This window comes from Achromobacter sp. K91 (assembly GCF_003576205.1).
Classification (GTDB): Bacteria; Pseudomonadota; Gammaproteobacteria; order Burkholderiales; family Burkholderiaceae_B; genus Achromobacter; species Achromobacter aegrifaciens.
This window is the reverse complement of record NZ_QWFB01000056.1, coordinates 43,086-58,922: the sequence shown is the minus strand read 5'-3', so window position 1 is coordinate 58,922 and position 15,837 is coordinate 43,086. Positions and strand designations below refer to the sequence as shown.

14 protein-coding genes are annotated in these 15,837 nt (G+C 65.6%); 10 read left to right on the top strand and 4 right to left on the bottom strand.

Features of this window, described 5'->3' with window-relative positions; translation table 11 throughout:
- Positions 1–41 precede the first annotated feature (41 nt).
- Entirely contained in the window at positions 42–1,199 is a 1,158-nt protein-coding gene (locus DXK93_RS27100) for an FAD-dependent monooxygenase (protein WP_054458878.1), read from the bottom strand.
- A 322-nt stretch (positions 1,200–1,521) separates the two neighbouring features.
- On the opposite strand from DXK93_RS27100, the gene DXK93_RS27095 reads away from it, so the two are divergent.
- The 5 genes from DXK93_RS27095 to DXK93_RS27075 all read left to right on the top strand — a co-directional run bounded on the left by DXK93_RS27095 (position 1,522) and on the right by DXK93_RS27075 (position 7,656).
- Entirely contained in the window at positions 1,522–2,358 is an 837-nt protein-coding gene (locus tag DXK93_RS27095) for an alpha/beta fold hydrolase (protein ID WP_119451704.1), read from the top strand.
- A 51-nt stretch (positions 2,359–2,409) separates the two neighbouring features.
- Complete coding sequence (locus DXK93_RS27090) at positions 2,410–3,483, top strand: 2,5-dihydroxypyridine 5,6-dioxygenase (RefSeq protein ID WP_119451703.1); 1,074 nt, start codon at positions 2,410–2,412, stop codon at positions 3,481–3,483.
- Positions 3,480–4,136 (top strand): isochorismatase family protein, encoded by a 657-nt coding sequence (locus tag DXK93_RS27085; RefSeq protein ID WP_054458873.1) that lies wholly within the window; start codon positions 3,480–3,482, stop codon positions 4,134–4,136. Before DXK93_RS27090 ends, DXK93_RS27085 begins: the two co-directional genes overlap by 4 nt.
- 70 nt (positions 4,137–4,206) lie before the next feature.
- Entirely contained in the window at positions 4,207–6,516 is a 2,310-nt protein-coding gene (locus tag DXK93_RS27080; RefSeq protein WP_119451702.1) for a molybdopterin cofactor-binding domain-containing protein, read from the top strand.
- A 123-nt stretch (positions 6,517–6,639) separates the two neighbouring features.
- A complete protein-coding gene (locus DXK93_RS27075) occupies positions 6,640–7,656 on the top strand; it encodes an amino acid ABC transporter substrate-binding protein (protein ID WP_054458869.1) in 1,017 nt (338 codons plus the stop codon).
- Between the two features lie 32 nt (positions 7,657–7,688).
- On the opposite strand, the gene DXK93_RS27070 is transcribed toward DXK93_RS27075, so the two are convergent.
- Positions 7,689–8,609 (bottom strand): LysR family transcriptional regulator, encoded by a 921-nt coding sequence (locus DXK93_RS27070; RefSeq protein ID WP_119451701.1) that lies wholly within the window; start codon positions 8,607–8,609, stop codon positions 7,689–7,691.
- Positions 8,610–8,802: 193 nt separating this feature from the next.
- On the opposite strand from DXK93_RS27070, the gene DXK93_RS27065 reads away from it, so the two are divergent.
- From DXK93_RS27065 to DXK93_RS27055, 3 genes are all read left to right on the top strand, one after another.
- The gene (locus DXK93_RS27065; RefSeq protein ID WP_054458863.1) at positions 8,803–9,777 is read left to right on the top strand and encodes a tripartite tricarboxylate transporter substrate binding protein; all 975 of its coding nucleotides are present in this window, start codon (positions 8,803–8,805) and stop codon (positions 9,775–9,777) included.
- Between the two features lie 11 nt (positions 9,778–9,788).
- A complete protein-coding gene (locus DXK93_RS27060) occupies positions 9,789–11,234 on the top strand; it encodes a M81 family metallopeptidase (RefSeq protein WP_119451700.1) in 1,446 nt (481 codons plus the stop codon).
- Positions 11,235–11,394: 160 nt separating this feature from the next.
- On the top strand, positions 11,395–11,676 hold the full coding sequence (locus tag DXK93_RS27055) for a peptidylprolyl isomerase (RefSeq protein WP_006385706.1): 282 nt from the start codon (positions 11,395–11,397) through the stop codon (positions 11,674–11,676).
- A gap of 54 nt (positions 11,677–11,730) precedes the next feature.
- Here DXK93_RS27055 and DXK93_RS27050 read toward each other — a convergent pair whose 3' ends face one another.
- A complete protein-coding gene (locus tag DXK93_RS27050) occupies positions 11,731–12,636 on the bottom strand; it encodes a LysR family transcriptional regulator (protein WP_119451699.1) in 906 nt (301 codons plus the stop codon).
- Between the two features lie 156 nt (positions 12,637–12,792).
- On the opposite strand from DXK93_RS27050, the gene DXK93_RS27045 reads away from it, so the two are divergent.
- The gene (locus DXK93_RS27045) at positions 12,793–13,770 is read left to right on the top strand and encodes a tripartite tricarboxylate transporter substrate binding protein (protein WP_119451698.1); all 978 of its coding nucleotides are present in this window, start codon (positions 12,793–12,795) and stop codon (positions 13,768–13,770) included.
- 18 nt (positions 13,771–13,788) lie between these two features.
- Entirely contained in the window at positions 13,789–14,994 is a 1,206-nt protein-coding gene (locus tag DXK93_RS27040; protein WP_054458857.1) for an FAD-dependent monooxygenase, read from the top strand.
- A 91-nt stretch (positions 14,995–15,085) separates the two neighbouring features.
- Here the strand turns inward: DXK93_RS27040 and DXK93_RS27035 are convergent, their stop codons facing one another.
- Complete coding sequence (locus DXK93_RS27035) at positions 15,086–15,826, bottom strand: ATP-binding cassette domain-containing protein (RefSeq protein ID WP_119451697.1); 741 nt, start codon at positions 15,824–15,826, stop codon at positions 15,086–15,088.
- Between the last annotated feature and the right edge of the window lie 11 nt (positions 15,827–15,837).

Sequence of the window (15,837 nt, the reverse complement as noted above, 5' to 3'; positions counted from 1 at the left end):
GCCGGGGATCAAGTCCATTTTTCCCCACGCAGCGCAAACCCTTACGCCACGGCTCGCGCCTTGGGTTCGACCAACGGTTCGTTGAACACGTCATAGCCGAAGCACCACGAAGGGTCTTCATTGGTGCGCAGCCAGGTGTTGTCGTGCGAAATGCGCTGCACCTTGCTGGCGCGTTCCGCGCGGTTCGCCTCATACAGTGCAAACGCCAGTTCATGCTTGTCTACGCCTACTTCCCGGAAGCAGCGCGCCAGCATTGCGCCGTCCTCGATCGCCATGGCTGCGCCCTGCGCCATGTGCGGCTTCATCGGATGGCAGGCGTCGCCCAACAGCACCATGCGCCCGCGGCTCCACAGCGGCAGCGGATCGCGTTCCAGCAACGACCATTTGGTCACTTCGACGGTGGCGTCGATCAGCGCCTGCACCGTGGGATGCCAGCCGTTGAAAGCCTCGCGCATTTCATCCTTGCTGCTGGGCAGCCAGCGGTCGTTCAAGTCCCAGTGTTCTACCGGCACGCCGGTCACGTAATAGAGCTCGTCGGCCTTTCCTGTCACGAAATAGACCATCATGTGGCGGTCGTCGCTCCACCACTTGACGCAGGAATCGAAGGGCAGCATGCCGTTCTTGACCGGCGGCGTGGGGAACACCGCGCGGTGCGCCAGATAGCCCGCGTACTTAGGCAGTTCCGGCCCCAGCAACTCTTCGCGGATGCGGGAGTTCACGCCGTCGGCGCCGATCACGATATCGGCCTCTTCGGACGTACCGTCGGCAAAGTGCATCACCACCACATCGCCCCGGTCCTCGACCTTGGTCAGCGATTTGCCGTAGGCGACGGCGCTTTTCGGCAAGGCATCGATCAGCAGCGCGTGGAAGTCGCCCCGATGCACGGTGAGATAGGACGCGCCGTAGTTCTTGACGGCGTAGTCGCCCAGCGGGATCTGCGCCAGGATATCGCCCGTCTCCCAATGGCGGCTATACCAGTAGTCCGGGTGGGAGCCTTGCGCGTTCAGCGCATCTTCGACGCCGATCCGCCGCAGGATCTTCATGACGTTCGGCCCCACATGGATGCCAGCCCCTAGCCGCGAAAACCCCGACGCCTGCTCGTAGACACGGACGTTCAGTCCTTCCTTGAGCAGCAGCGCAGCGGTTGCGGCGCCGCCAAGACCGGCGCCAACAATGGCGATACGAGGGGATTTGGACACGGGGGCTACTCCTTGCTGAATGATGAATGACTGGACAAGTGATTGCGCGAACGCGTTGCCGGCCGGCTTACGAAGATGCTGCCGCCAGGCGCTGGAGTTGAAAATTTATGAAGTACACGCTTTATTTTTTGATATCAAGAATTTCAACTTGCTCGCAATTCCGAAAATCAAAATCAAAAATATCGTATGTTTTTCACCTTATTAGGTGAAAACCACTACTAAAACCAGGTTGGCTACCGGCCTCACTCTTTGCAAGAATAGAGCGTATACACTTTATTTTGAATTTATCGGAAACCCTAGGTCCGATTCTCAAGGCACCCCCATGACGACGAACTCCAGCACCTATCTCTACGGCGGCCAGGTCCATGCGAATGGCATCCGCCAGCACTACCTGCGCTATGGCGGCCCTGAGGGCGAACGCGCCGAACGCCTCGCGGTCATCATCACTCCCGGCATCACCAGCCCCGCCGTCACCTGGGGCTTCGTGGCCGAACGCCTGGGCCGCCAATTCGACACCTATGTGCTGGACGTGCGCGGACGCGGGCTGTCGGCGTCCGGGCCTGACCTGGACTATGGCCTGGACGCGCAAGCGGCCGACGTGACGGCGTTCGCGCAGGCGCTGGGACTGGAGCGCTATGCGCTGGTCGGTCATTCCATGGGCGGCCGCATCGCCGTGCGCGCCGCGGGCAAGAAGCCGCAGGGGCTGGCGCGCCTGGTCATCGTCGACCCGCCCGTCTCGGGCCCGGGCCGCCGCGCCTACCCCGCCAACCTGGCGTGGTACGTGGACTCCATCCGGCAGGCGACGCGCGGCATGACCGCCGAAGACATGCGGGCGTTCTGCCCGACCTGGACCGAACCGCAACGCCAGTTGCGCGCCCAGTGGCTGCACACCTGCCACGAACCCGCCATCGTCCAGAGCTTCGAGGATTTCGGCCGCGACGACATACACGCCGACCTGCCTGGCATCGCCTTGCCCCTGCTGCTGATGACCGCCGAACGGGGCGGCGTCGTGAGCGATGAGGACGTCGCCGAATGGCAAGGCCTGGCGCCGCAGACGCAGCACGTCCGGGTGTCGGGCGCCGGCCACATGATTCCGTGGGACAACGAAGCCGGCTTCTACGCCGCCTTCGGCGATTTCCTTGGCCACGCCGTGGACTGATACCGCGCACGGGACCTGCACGCCTCCATTCAGCCGCTTCAAGGAACCCTCATGTCCGTCAGCGATACCGATCTGATCCATGCCTGGAAACAGGTGCTCACCCTCTCCCGGCTGGAAGCCGGCCAGATTGTCACCGTGCTTACCGGCGCCGACACGCATCCGCAGACCCTGCGTTGCGCCATCGCCGCAGCCACCGACATGGGCGCGCGCGTCACCCGGCTGGACCTGCCGCCCGTCAACGCCGACAAGTCCATCAGCCGCGACGCCCTGGCGTATCTGGGCGCCACGCCACTGACCGGCAATGCCGCGGCCATCGCGGCGCTGACCGCCAGCGACCTCGTGCTGGACCTGATGACGCTGCTGTTCTCCCCCGAACAACACGAGATCCTGCAGACCGGCACCAAGATCCTGCTGGCGATCGAGCCGCCTGAAGTGCTGTGCCGGCTGGTGCCGAGCGAGGCGGACCGCGCCCGCGTGCAGGCCGCCGCCCGCCTGATCGAAGCATCGCGCCAAATGCACATCACATCGGCGGCCGGCACCGATCTGCGCTGCCAGTTGGGCGACTTCCCCGCCATTTCCGAATATGGTTTCGTGGACCAGCCCGGCCGTTGGGATCATTGGCCCAGCGGCTTCGTGCTGACCTGGCCCAACGAGGGCCATAGCCAAGGCCGCGTAGTACTGGATCGCGGAGACATCCTGCTGCCTATGAAGGATTACGTGACCGATCCGATCGAGCTCGTGGTCGAAAACGGCTACGTCACCCGCATCAATGGCGGGCTGCAGGCCGACATTCTCAAGGAATACATGGCCGCGTATGAAGATCCCGAGGCCTATGCCGTATCCCACATAGGCTGGGGCCTGCAGCCGCGCGCCCAATGGTCCATGCTGGCCCACTACAACAAGGAAGCCCATATCGGCATGGACGCCCGCGCCTTCGAAGGCAATTTCCTGTGGTCCATGGGCCCCAACAACGAAGCTGGCGGCAGCCGTACTACCGCCTGCCACATCGACATCCCGATGCGCCGCTGCAGCGTCGCCCTGGACGGCCAGCCAGTCGTAATTAACGGAGTCGTGCAGGATGCACCGGGACTGGCCCGCGCTGCGCGCCGTGGAGAGCTCAAATGAACGCGCCCCAGCAACCCGCCCGCATCGATGACACAGCCGGCGACATCTCCGCTTATGCGCGGCAGGGTTTCGGCACTCCGCTGCCGCTCAAAGCCCCCTATGGGCTGCTGATCATCGACTTCGTCAACGGCTTCGCCGACCCGGCCGTTCTGGGCGGCGGCAACATCCCCGAAGCCATCTCGCAGACGCGCCATCTGTTGGCCCACGCCCGCGCGCAAGGCTGGCCGGTAGCGCACAGCCGCATCGTGTTCTCGGACGACGATGCCGACAGCAATATCTTCTGCCTGAAGGTACCGGCCATGCTGGCGCTGAAAGAACACAGCCACAACAGCGCCATCGTGCCGGAACTGGCCCCTGCCGCCGGCGAGTATGTGGTGCGCAAGAGCACCCCGTCCGCCTTCTTCGGCACCATGCTGGCGCCATGGCTGGCGCAGCGCGGCGTTCAGACCCTGCTGGTTGCGGGCTGCGTCACCAGCGGCTGCGTGCGAGCCAGCGTGGTGGACGCCATGCAGGCGGGGTTCCGGCCGCTGGTCGTGTCCGATTGCTGCGGCGACCGCGCGCTGGGGCCGCACGAGGCCAACCTGTTCGACATGGCGCAGAAGTACGCCGCCGTCATGCCCATGGACCAGGCGATAACCGACACGCGGCCATGAACGGCGGCCCTGCCCATGGCGTCCGGTAATGCCGGCATAATCATCCACCGGCCCGGACTCTGTCAGCCCCATGAACCTGCCTCAACCTGAAGAAATGCCTGGCGCGCTGCTCGCCCATACCGACGCCTTGCTGGTCGTGCGCGAACCCACGGCCCCGCCGCGCCCCGCGCCCGGCCAGCCCGGTGTCGCGTCGGACTATGTCCAGGCTACGCCGGAGATCTTCATTGCGTTGCTGGGCGACAGCGGCCAGCCATCCCAGGACACCGCGTCCGCCGGCTGGCGCGTGCTCGCCTTCAACGGCCACGTGGACCTGGGCACCGGCATCCGCACTTCGCTGGCCCAGATCGTCGCGGAAGAACTCGAGGTTCCCTTGTCGCGCCTGGAGATGGTGCTGGGGCACACCAATGCCGCTCCGAACCAGGGGCCCACCATCGCCAGCGCCAGCATCCAGATATCGGCGGTACCGCTGCGACGCGCCGCGGCCCAGGCCCGCGAACATCTGCTGATGCTCGCGGCTCGGCAATGGGACATCCCGCGCGATGCCTTGCGGGTGCGCGAGGGCGTCATCCGGCCCGCCGACGCCAACGACCCGCGGCAGCTGCACTATGGACAGCTGCTGCGCGGCCAGCACATACGGCTGCTCCTGGCGCCCCCTGACCAGGAGGTCCGCCTCAAGCCCGCCCACGAATACAAGATCGTGGGACAGGGCGTCGCCCGCGTCGACATTCCCGCCAAGGCCACCGGCGAACTCAGCTTCGTGCACGACGTGCGCGTGCCCGGCATGCGCCATGGCCGCGTGATCCGCCCTCCCCATCCGGGGCGCGACGCCGGCAGCTTCATCGGCCGTTGCCTGGCCGATCTGGACCGCGACTCCGTCGCCCACCTGCCGGGCAACGTCCAGGTGGTGGCGCAGGGCGATTTCATCGGCGTGGTCGCGGATCGCGAGGAACAGGCGATCGCCGCCATGCGTGCGCTGAAAGTACGCTGGAAGCCTGTTCCGCCCGCGCCGCGCCTGGATGATCTCGAGCAAGCCATCCGCGCCAATCCATCGACCGCCCGGCCGCTGATCGAGGAAGGCAACATCGATACGGCCTGCGCCCGCGCCGCCACGCATCTGCGCCGCAGCTATGTCTGGCCCTATCAAATGCATGCCTCCATCGGCCCGTCTTGCGCTGTCGCCGACTTCAGCGGCGGCCGCCTGACGGTCTGGACCGGCACGCAGAATCCCCACATGCTGCGCGCCGACTTGAACCGCTTGCTCAAGCTGGGCGAGGATCGGATAGACCTGATCCGCCTGGAGGCCGCGGGCTGCTATGGCCGCAACTGCGCGGACGACGTCTGCGCCGACGCAGCGCTGCTGTCGATCGCCGTCGGCGCCCCGGTCCGCGTACAGCTCACGCGCGAACAGGAGCATCAGTGGGAACCCAAGGGCACAGGCCAATTGATGGACGTGAGCGCCGCGATCGATGCCGACGGCGAACTGCTGGCCTATGACTTCGGCGTCCGCTACCCCTCCAACGACGCGCCATTGCTAGCCCTGCTGCTGACTGGCGCCATTCCCGCCGAACCTCGCACGCTCGAAATGGGCGACCGCACGGCCGCGCCGCCCTATCGTTATCCCAACCGGCGCATCGTCTGCCACGACATGGCGCCGCTGGTACGCGCATCGTGGTTGCGCGGGGTGTCGGCCCTGCCCAACTCCTTTGCCCATGAGTGCATGATCGACGAACTGGCGCACGCGGCCGGCGCTGATCCTGTCGAATACCGACTGCGCCATCTGGAGGATCCGCGCGCCATCGCGTTGCTGCAAGCCACGGCCGCCCGCGCGCAGTGGTGCCCGATGACGCCAGGCAGCCGGGGCCGCCCCGGCGCCGATGGCCGCTTGCATGGCCGGGGCGTCGCCTATGCGCGCTACGTGCATAGCAAGTTCCCCGGTTTCGGCGCCGCCTGGGCCGCATGGGTCATCGACCTGAGCGTGGATCCGGCAAGCGGGCGCATCGAGGTCGAGCGCATCGTCGTCGGCCAGGATACCGGCATGGTCGTCAATCCCGACGGCGTCCGCCACCAGATCCATGGCAACGTCAATCAGACGCTAAGCCGCAGCCTGTTGGAGAAGGTCGTTTTCGACGACGCCGGCGTGGCCTGCCGGGAATGGGGCGGATACCCCATCATCGGCTTCAAGAACCTGCCTGCCATCGACGTGCTGTTGATGCCGCGCCAGGACGAGCCGCCCATGGGCGCCGGCGAATCCGCGTCGGTTCCCGGCCCCGCGGCGATTGCCAATGCGCTCTTCGACGCGACGGGGCTGCGCTTCTACGAAGCGCCTTTCACTCCTGAAGCCGTGCATGCCGCGCTATTCCCGGCGGCTCGCGACGCGTAAATTCCGCCTCATGGATTTAACGGGAATTCCCTGATACTCCCGCCCCGGCCCGCTGGCTACCATTCGCCGCACCTCAGCCTTCGGCTGATCGCTACAAATGCGCCGGATGGCGCGGAGACACCCATGAAAGCACTCAAACTGGCCGCGGCAGGCACCGCCTTACTCATTTCGTCCTTGACCGCCCACGCCGGCGCGACTTTCGAGGCGGTCAAGAACAAGGGCTTCGTCCAATGCGGCGTGTCCACCGGCGTCGCCGGCTTCTCGGTGAACGACAGCAAGGGCGGCTGGATCGGCCTGGACGTGGACCTGTGCCGCGCACTGGCCATCACGATGTTTGGCGACGCCTCCAAGGCCAAGATCATGGCGGTCAGCGCGCTGCAACGCTTCACCGCCCTGCAGTCCGGCGAAGTCGACGTGCTGCCCCGCAACACCACGCTCTCGCTGACGCGCGACACCACGCTGGGCCTGATCGGCGTGGGCGTGAACTACTACGACAGCCAGGGCATCATGGTGAACAAGTCCCTGAACGTGAAAAGCGCCAAGGAGCTGGACGGCGCCACGGTCTGCGTGCAGCCCGGCACCACCACCGAACTGAACCTGGCCGACTGGTTCCGCTCGCAGAACATCGTCTTCAAGCCCGTGGTCGTCGAACGCCTGGACGAAATCATCCGCGCCTTCGCGGTGGGCCGTTGCGATGCCTTCACCGGCGACAAGTCGCAGCTGGCCGCGGCGCGCAGCAACCTGGAGAACCCGGAAAAGTACGACATCCTGCCGGAGAACTTCTCCAAGGAGCCGCTGGGCCCCATGGTCCGCCAAGGCGACGAACAATGGTTCAACGTCGTGCGCTGGACCATGTTCGCCATGCTGGAAGCCGAGGAATACGGCATCACGTCCAAGAACGTCGACGAAATGCTCAAGAGCACCAACCCCAACGTGCAGCGCCTCCTGGGCGTGACGCCGGGCATGGGCAAGAACCTGGGCGTGGACGACAAGTGGGCCTACAACATCATCAAGAACATCGGCAACTACGGCGAGAGCTTCGAGAAGAACCTCGGCCCCAGCAGCCCGCTGAAGCTGCCGCGCGGCCTGAACGCTTCGTACCGCGATGGCGGGCTGATGTACGGCTGGCCGGTGCGTTAAAGTCACAGCAGGACCACGCCAGGCATCGCCCGCTACGGCTTCGCGCCGTGGAACAGCGGCGATGCCTGGATTCTTTCCAGCATGCCTCTAGCCGCGCTGGTCAACGGCCGATTCGCCCGCACGATCAGCCGCGTCTGCGCCGCCTCGAAGATGGGATTGGTGGTGCGCAGCGCCACCAACTCACCCCGAGCCACCTCCTTCACCACCGAGTTCGCCGACGTGAAGGTCAGCCCCAGGCGGCTCTCCACATAGCGCTTCAAGGTCACCACCGAGTTGGCGATGAAGCTGGGCGACAGCACGATGTTCTCCGATAGTTCCGCCATCTCGATCAGCTGGCGCAAGCCGAAGCCCGGCCCCATCAGCGCAATCGGATAGCGCGCCACGTCCTTCAGCGTCGGCCGCTTGCGCTGCCGCGCCAGCGGATGATCCGGCCACGCGATCACGCACAACGGATGGTTGCGCGTGTGAACCACGCGTATGCCGGGGTCCGCCGGCGCGCCGAACACCACGCCAATATGGGCGTCGTCGTGCACCACGGCGCGCACCGCGTCGGAAGCGCCGGCCACTTTCAGCGAAACCCGCACGCCAGGATGCTGCCGGCAGAATTCATCCACCACGCCGCTCATCAGGATATCGACGAAGCCCTCGCTGGTGACGATCTGGATATCGCCGCGTTGCAAACCATTGACCTCGTCCAGCCGGGCCCGCAAGGCCTGCTCGCTGGCCTGCCGGTCGCGGCAGTGGTCCATCACAATCGAGGCCATGTCGGTGGGCACGATGCCCCGGCCCTTGCGCTCCAGCAGCGCCACGCCCAGCTCCGTCTCCAGCAACTGGATCTGACGGCTGACGATGGAAGGCTCCACCCCCAGGCGCTCGGCGGCGCCGCGCACCGATCCGGTCGTCACCGCCTCGAAGAAGTATTGCAGGCGCCGCGCGCTCAGTCCTCCGTCCATGCTTGTCCCCTTTTTCTACGATTTCTCTAAATCGTTGCCTTTTTGGCAACAAAATCCCTCGCAGCTTACATTGATTTACAGGCCTGCGATTGCGAATAATGCGCGTACTTTCAAATCCGCTCGGTTGCGAGCCGCAAGCTGGAAGCCAGCGGCGGCGGCAATGCGAGGTAACGCCCATTTCGAGCCTTTAAGCATGAAACTCTTCGCTTCGATCCTCGCTGCCGCAACCCTGAGCGTATTCAGTCAACAGGCCGCTTTCGCCTCGCCGGAAGCTGCCTACCCGAGCAAGCCCGTCAAGGTCGTGGTCGGCTACGCGCCGGGCGGCTCGTCCGACGCCGTGGCGCGGCTGATCGCCGGCCGCCTGTCGGACAAGCTGGGCCAGACCTTCGTGGTCGAGAACCGTCCCGGCGCCGCCAGCAACATCGCCGCCGCGACCGTGGCGCGCTCGCCCAACGACGGCTACACCATCCTGCTGGGCTCGAACGCCAGCACCATCAACGTGTCGCTGTACAAGGAACTGTCCTTCGACTTCCAGAAGGACTTCGCGCCGGTGGCGCTGCTGACGCGCTTTCCCAACATCATGGTGGTGAACAACACCGTGCCGGCCAAGACGGTGCAGGAGTTCATCACCTACGCCAAGGCCAACCCCAAGAACATTTTCTTCGCCTCGTCCGGCGCAGGCTCGTCGACCCGCCTGTCGGCTGAACTGTTCAAGATGATGACGGGCGTGGAAATGGAACACGTGCAGTACAAGGGCAGTGCGCCCGCCCTCACCGACCTGATGGCCGGCCGCATCCAGGTGATGTTCGACACCGCGCCTTCGGTCATGCAGCTCATCCAGGGCGGCAAGCTGCGCGCACTGGGCGTCACCAGCGCTACCGTCCAGCCCTTTGCGCCCGAGATCCCCACCATCGACGCCACCGTCAAGGGTTACGAGATGACGTCCTGGTACGCGCTGTTCACGCCTGCCGGCACGCCCGCCGGCATCGTGGAAAAGCTGAACAAGGAAGTCAACGCGATCCTGGCAGAGAAGGAAATCCAGGAGAAGCTCGCCGGCATGGTCGCCACGCCCGGCGGCGGCACGACGGAAGAACTGCGCCAGCACGTCGCTTCCGAAATCGCCAAGTACGCCGACGTCGTCAAGGCCTCTGGCGCCACCGCGGACTAAGCACTCGTACCATGCGCGTTTTCACCGGTTCGCTGTCCACGGAGACCAATACGTTCGCTCCGCTGCCCACCTCGCTGGATGATTTTGCCGACCGGGGCTACTACCCCGCAGGCACCCATCCTCCCGAGATGACCATCTTCAGCGGACCTCTGTGGGCAGCGCGCCAGCGTGGCGCGCAACACGGCTGGACCGTGATCGAAGGCATGGCCGCCGGCGCCCAACCCGGCGGCATTACCACGCGCCATGCCTACGAGACTTTGCGCGATGAACTGCTGCGCGACCTGCGACAGGCCTTGCCCGTCGACATGGTGGTGCTGGGCCTGCATGGAGCCATGGTGGCCGACGGCTACGAAGACTGCGAAGGCGATCTGCTGGCGCGCGTCCGCGGCATCGTCGGCCCCGAGGTCGTCGTCGGCGCGGAGCTGGATCCGCATTGCCATCTGTCGGACGCCATGGTCGCCAACGCCGACATGCTGGTCGCCTACAAGGAATATCCCCACACCGACATCCGCGAACGCGCGCTGGAACTGGTGGACTTCTGCGCGGCAATCGTCGATCGGCGCATCGCCCCGGTTGCCGCCGTGGCCGACTGCGAGATGGTCGTCACCATCCGCACGCCACAGGAACCGGCGCGCAGCTATATCGGCCGCATCAGCGCGCTGGAAGGCAGCAACGGCATACTCTCCATTTCCGTGGTGCACAGCTTCGCCTGGGGCGACGTGCCCGACATGGGGACCAAGCTGCTGGTCTATGCCGACGGCAACGCCCAGGCCGCCCAGCAGCTTGCGCGGCGCCTGGCTGACGAGCTCATAGGCATGCGCGAAGTGTTGACGCCCATCTACCCCAAACCGGACGAAGCCATCGACCAGGCTCTGGCATATGGCGCAACGCCTGTCGTCATTGCCGATGCCGCTGACAATCCCGGCGGCGGGGGTGCGGGCGACTCCACCTTCCTGCTGCGCCGCCTGCTGGAACGGGGCGTGCGCAATGCGGCGATAGGCCCCATGTGGGATCCCATCGCCGTCCGCATCGCTTTCAGCGCTGGCGTCGGCGCGCGCTTGCCCTTGCGCATCGGGGGCAAGATCAGCCCCCTGTCAGGGGAACCGCTGGACTTGATGTGTACGGTCAAGGCGCTGACGCCGGACATGGTCATGACGGGCTTGTCCGGATCGCCGGCTGTCGTGGGGAATTCCGCCCTGGTCGAAGCAGATGGTATCGAGATCGTGCTGATCACGGTGCGGGCCCAGGCCATGGATATCGATGTGTTCACGCAGTTGGGGTGCCGGCTGGAGGAGAAGGCGCTGATCGTGGTGAAATCGGCGCAGCATTTCCAGGCGTCGTTCTCGAAAGTAGCGCGGCATGTGATCTTTGCGGATGCGCCGGGGTCGGCGACGCTGGACCAGAGGAACCTGCCGTATAAGCATATTCCTAGGCCAAAGTGGCCGATCGATATGTGACAAAATTTCCGGAACGCTGGCCCCCGGACGTCTTGTATTGAAGGGATACACAACAGTCGTCAGTGGTTCATCATCCGCGAGTTACCCTAGCCTAGCCAGCGCCAGTCCGCTGAATGCGTTACTCTCCCCCTCCCCAATTCAAGTCCGCAAGGAGCCCCAAATGGCACAAGCCTCCGCCCGCCACATCCTCGTCTCCACCGAAGCCAAGGCCAACGAACTGAAGACCGCCATCGAGAACGGCGCCGACTTCGCTCAGCTGGCCAAGGAAAACTCCAGCTGCCCGTCCTCGCGCGACGGCGGCAACCTGGGTACGTTCGGTCCGGGCCAGATGGTCAAGGAATTCGACACCGTGGTGTTCAGCGCCCCGGTCGGCGAGGTCCAGGGTCCGGTGAAGACCCAGTTCGGCTACCACCTGGTTGAAGTGACCAGCCGCAAGGACTAAGTCCAGCAGCAGTCTCAAAGAAAGCCGCCGCCAGGCAACTGGCGGCGGCTTTCTTTATGGCTCGCGCATCTGGGCCGCCGCTCTCAGGCAGTCCACGAACGCGGTCAATCCGGCGCTGTCACGGCGGCCACTGCGGGTGACGATGGCGTAGTCCAGCGCGACGCGGGGCGTAAGGGCCCGGAGCTGCACGCGCCAGCGCGTGCCGGTCAAGGCGGCAAACGAGGGTACGACGGCTTGGCCCAGCCCGGACTCGACCATGGCCAGGATAGTTTCCAGGTGGCTGTAGACGCGGCGCGGCGGGAGGTTCGCGACATCGGGCATGCGAGGAACGTGCCGGTCTATCAGTTGCTGGATGGGGTTGCTGGAAGGCAGCACGATGAGACTGGCGGGATCGAGCCGCTGCCAGGGCAAGGGAGCGCGGCGGGTCCGGGCGGCATGTTCGGCCGATTGCGCCAGCACCAGTTCGGCGGGGAACAACCCGCGGCGGCGCAGGCCAGCCGCCTTCTGGAAGAAGGCGCCGAAACCGGCGTCCAGGGTTCCGTCTTCGACACCCTGTTGGATCAGGCTGCGGTCCATGTCGGCCACTTCGACACGCCATTCCGGCTGTGCTGCCGAGCAGGCGCGCAGCACCTGCGGCAGGATGCTGCTGGCGATGAGCGGGGTGACGCCCACGCGCAGCACGCGCGCCTGCGGCGTACTGGCGGCGGCCAGTTGACTCAGCGTGCCGCCCAGTTCATCGACCATGCGCTGGGCGACGGGCAGGAGCGTTCGTCCCGCATCGGTGAGCAACACGGCGCGGGTGCTGCGTTCGAACAGGCGGCTGCCTATGCTCTGTTCGAATTCGCGCACCATGGCGCTCAGGCCGGCCTGCGTCAGGTGCAGTTGGGCCGCGGCCTTGGTGAAGCTGGCATGTTCGGCTACGGCAAGGAAGCCGCGCAGTTGGCGCAGGGAGAAATTCACGCGTGTACTACCAGATAATTAATAAAACTTCTTTGTTAATAGACAAGATAACGCAGTTTTACTTGTTTATCCGTTTGCGTTGCAATTGCGAAATGCGCTGCCTTCCGTCCGGATGGGCCCAGAACAAAAGCGCAAATGCGCCTACAGGAGACAAGCATGTTCCGATTCCCCCTGCGAATTGCCTCGGCATTCGCCATCGCGTGCGCGGCCCTTGCGCCGGCGCCCGCCGTCCAGGCTGCGGACTTCCCCGAGAAGCCGATCAGGCTAGTGGTGCCATTTCCGCCCGGTGGCCCGACCGACACGAGCGCGCGCCTCTTCAGCAAGACCATGGCCGAACAGCTGGGCCAACCGGTCATCGTGGAGAACCGTGCAGGCGCGGGCGGCTCGGTGGGCACCACGTCGGTAACGCGCGAACAGCCTGACGGCTACACGCTGCTATGGGGCGGCACCAGCAGCATGGTGGTGGCGCCCGCGCTCTATCCCAAGCTCGACTATGACCCCAACGCCTCCTTCACCCCCATCGGCATGGCGGTGCGCGGCCCGCTAATCCTGGTGAGCCGCCCCGCCCTGCCCAGTGCTGACCTCAAGGCGCTGCTCGACCTTGCTCGGCGCCAGCCGCTGACGGTGGCCTCGGCCGGCACGGGTTCGGTCGGCCATCTCACGGCCGAACTGTTCGATCGCAGCGCGAACGTGGACATTCTGCACATTCCTTACCGCGGCGGCGCGCCGGCGCTCAGCGACGTGCTTGGGGGCCAAGTTGATCTGTTGTTCGACACGGTGACTCTGCTGTATCCGCAGATCGCGGCGCAGAAGCTGCGCGCCTATGCCGTTACCGGCGCGCAGCGCTACCCGCAACTGCCCAACGTTCCCACCGTGGCTGAAGTGCTGGGCAAACCTTTCGAAGCCTATTCCTGGTTCGGTCTCATGGCGCCCGCCCACACGCCGCAGCCGGTGATCGAGCGCCTGACCAAGGCGCTGGCCGCCGCAGCGCGCGATCCCGAGGTCAAGCGCCAGCTGGCCGACCTGGGCCTGGAGCCTGTGGGCGATACGCCGGAGCAATTCGCGCAATCGATCCGCACGGACCTGGACAAATGGACCCAGGTCGTCAAGCAAGCCGGCATCAAGCCTGACTAACCCACACCCCCGCAACATATGTCTCACAACGCCTCCCCCCTATATCTCATCGCCGGCGCCGGCCTGGGCGGCCTGACCGCCGCGCTGGCCCTGCAGCGGCGCGGCTTGCGCGTGCGCGTGCTGGAACAGGCACAGGAGCTGCGCGAAGTCGGCGCGGGCATCCAGCTCAGCGCCAACGCCAACCGCGTGCTGTATCAACTGGGTCTGGAACACGCCCTGACGGAGGTCGCACGCCCGACGGCCGGAAAGCGTATCCGCTTGTGGTCCAGCGGGCGAACCTGGCCGCTGTTCGACCTGGGTGCGGAATCCGTGGCCCGCTATGGTTATCCGTACCTGACGATCTATCGCGCCGACCTGCACCGGATTCTGGCGCAGGCGGTGCAGGCCAATGACCCGCGGGCCATCACCCTGGGCGCCAAGGTCACCAGGTTCACGCAGGACGACACAGGCGTCACCGCCGTACTGGAGTCGGGCGAAAAAATCGAAGGCGCGGCGCTCATCGGCGCCGACGGCGTGCACTCGCGCGTGCGCGCCGCGCTGTTCGGCGCGGACGCCGCGGCGTTTTCTGGCACCGTCGCCTGGCGCGGCGTGATCCCGGCCGAAAAGTTGCCCGCGCATCTGCGCGAGCCCTATGCCTGCAACTGGGTAGGCCCGGGCGCCCACGTCATCCACTATCCGCTGCGGCAGGGAAAACTGGTGAACTTCGTGGGCATCCTGGAGCGCGACGATTGGCAGGTGGAGTCCTGGACCGAGCGCGGTAGCGTAGCGGAATGCGCGCGGGATTTCGCGGGCTGGCATGAGGATGTGCAGACACTGATCCAGGCGCTGGACGAACCCTACAAATGGGCGCTGATGCTGCGCGAACCGCTGCCTGAGTGGTCGCAGGGCCGCGTGACCCTGCTGGGAGACGCCTGCCATCCGACGCTGCCCATGCTGGCCTCGGGCGCGGCAATGGCGATCGAGGACGGCTATGTACTGGCGCGCGCATTGGAGGCGCAGCCGGACGATGTTCCCCAGGCATTCAAACGCTACGAAGCGGCGCGCGTGGAACGGGCATCTCGCGTGGTGCGCGGTTCGGCCGAGAACGCTCGGCGCTTCCACAATCCGGCACTGGCACACGCGCAAGGCGCCGCCGACTACGTGGATCGCGAGTGGAACGAAACGCGCGTGCGTGAACGCTATGAATGGCTGTTCAGCTATAACGCGGATGAAGCGCCGGTCTGACTCTGCCGCCACATGAAAAAAAGGCCGCCGCCGGGTCTATCGCTGGCGGCGGCCTTTTTCATTCGCATGGCCGCTGGGGCCAAGCGCGGCCTTACTCTTTGCCCGTCATCACCATATGCGCCAACGCGTCCGCATCCAGCCCGGCCACGTCGCGCTCGATGACCTTGGTTCCGCTCTTCAGGATCGCCACCCTGTCCGCCAGCGCCACCACGTCGGCCATGTTGTGGCTGATGAGGATCACAGTGCGGCCCTCTTCGCGCAGCTTGCGCACCAGGTTCAGCACCAGCGCCGTTTCCTTGACGCCCAGCGCGGCGGTGGGTTCATCCATGATGACGACGCGGGCGTCCCAGCGCAGGGCGCGGGCGATGGCGACGGCCTGGCGCTGGCCGCCGGACATGCGCTCCACGGGCCGGTCCATGTCATCGATGGGCACGGACAGGCGTTGCAGGTAGCCGCGCGCATCCTCGGCCATGCGGCGTTTATCCAGGATGCTGAGCGGCCCCACGCGCCGCACCAGTTCGGCGCCCATGAAGATGTTTTCCCAGATCGACAAGCGCGGAGCCAGCGCCAGATCCTGGTAGATGGTGGCGATGCCTTGCACCAGGGCGTCGTGGGGCGATCCGAACGCGACCTGCTGCCCGTTCAGGCTCATCGCGCCGGCGCTGGGTTCCTGCGCGCCTGAGATGATGCGGATGAGCGTGGACTTGCCCGCGCCGTTGTCTCCGCAGATGGCCATGACCTTGCCCTGGGGCACGTCCAGGTCCACGCCCCTCAGGGCTTCGACGGCGCCATACGACTTCTTGATCTGGCGTAGCGACAACGCGGCGGTCATGGCTCTTGGCT

Coding starts and splice junctions, on each gene's coding strand:
- DXK93_RS27095 (WP_119451704.1), top strand. CDS start 1,522: ATGACGACGAACTCCAGCACCTATCTCTACGGCGGCCAGGTCCATGCG.
- DXK93_RS27090 (WP_119451703.1), top strand. CDS start 2,410: ATGTCCGTCAGCGATACCGATCTGATCCATGCCTGGAAACAGGTGCTC.
- DXK93_RS27085 (WP_054458873.1), top strand. CDS start 3,480: ATGAACGCGCCCCAGCAACCCGCCCGCATCGATGACACAGCCGGCGAC.
- DXK93_RS27080 (WP_119451702.1), top strand. CDS start 4,207: ATGAACCTGCCTCAACCTGAAGAAATGCCTGGCGCGCTGCTCGCCCAT.
- DXK93_RS27075 (WP_054458869.1), top strand. CDS start 6,640: ATGAAAGCACTCAAACTGGCCGCGGCAGGCACCGCCTTACTCATTTCG.
- DXK93_RS27070 (WP_119451701.1), bottom strand. CDS start 8,609: ATGGACGGAGGACTGAGCGCGCGGCGCCTGCAATACTTCTTCGAGGCG.
- DXK93_RS27065 (WP_054458863.1), top strand. CDS start 8,803: ATGAAACTCTTCGCTTCGATCCTCGCTGCCGCAACCCTGAGCGTATTC.
- DXK93_RS27060 (WP_119451700.1), top strand. CDS start 9,789: ATGCGCGTTTTCACCGGTTCGCTGTCCACGGAGACCAATACGTTCGCT.
- DXK93_RS27055 (WP_006385706.1), top strand. CDS start 11,395: ATGGCACAAGCCTCCGCCCGCCACATCCTCGTCTCCACCGAAGCCAAG.
- DXK93_RS27045 (WP_119451698.1), top strand. CDS start 12,793: ATGTTCCGATTCCCCCTGCGAATTGCCTCGGCATTCGCCATCGCGTGC.
- DXK93_RS27040 (WP_054458857.1), top strand. CDS start 13,789: ATGTCTCACAACGCCTCCCCCCTATATCTCATCGCCGGCGCCGGCCTG.
- DXK93_RS27035 (WP_119451697.1), bottom strand. CDS start 15,826: ATGACCGCCGCGTTGTCGCTACGCCAGATCAAGAAGTCGTATGGCGCC.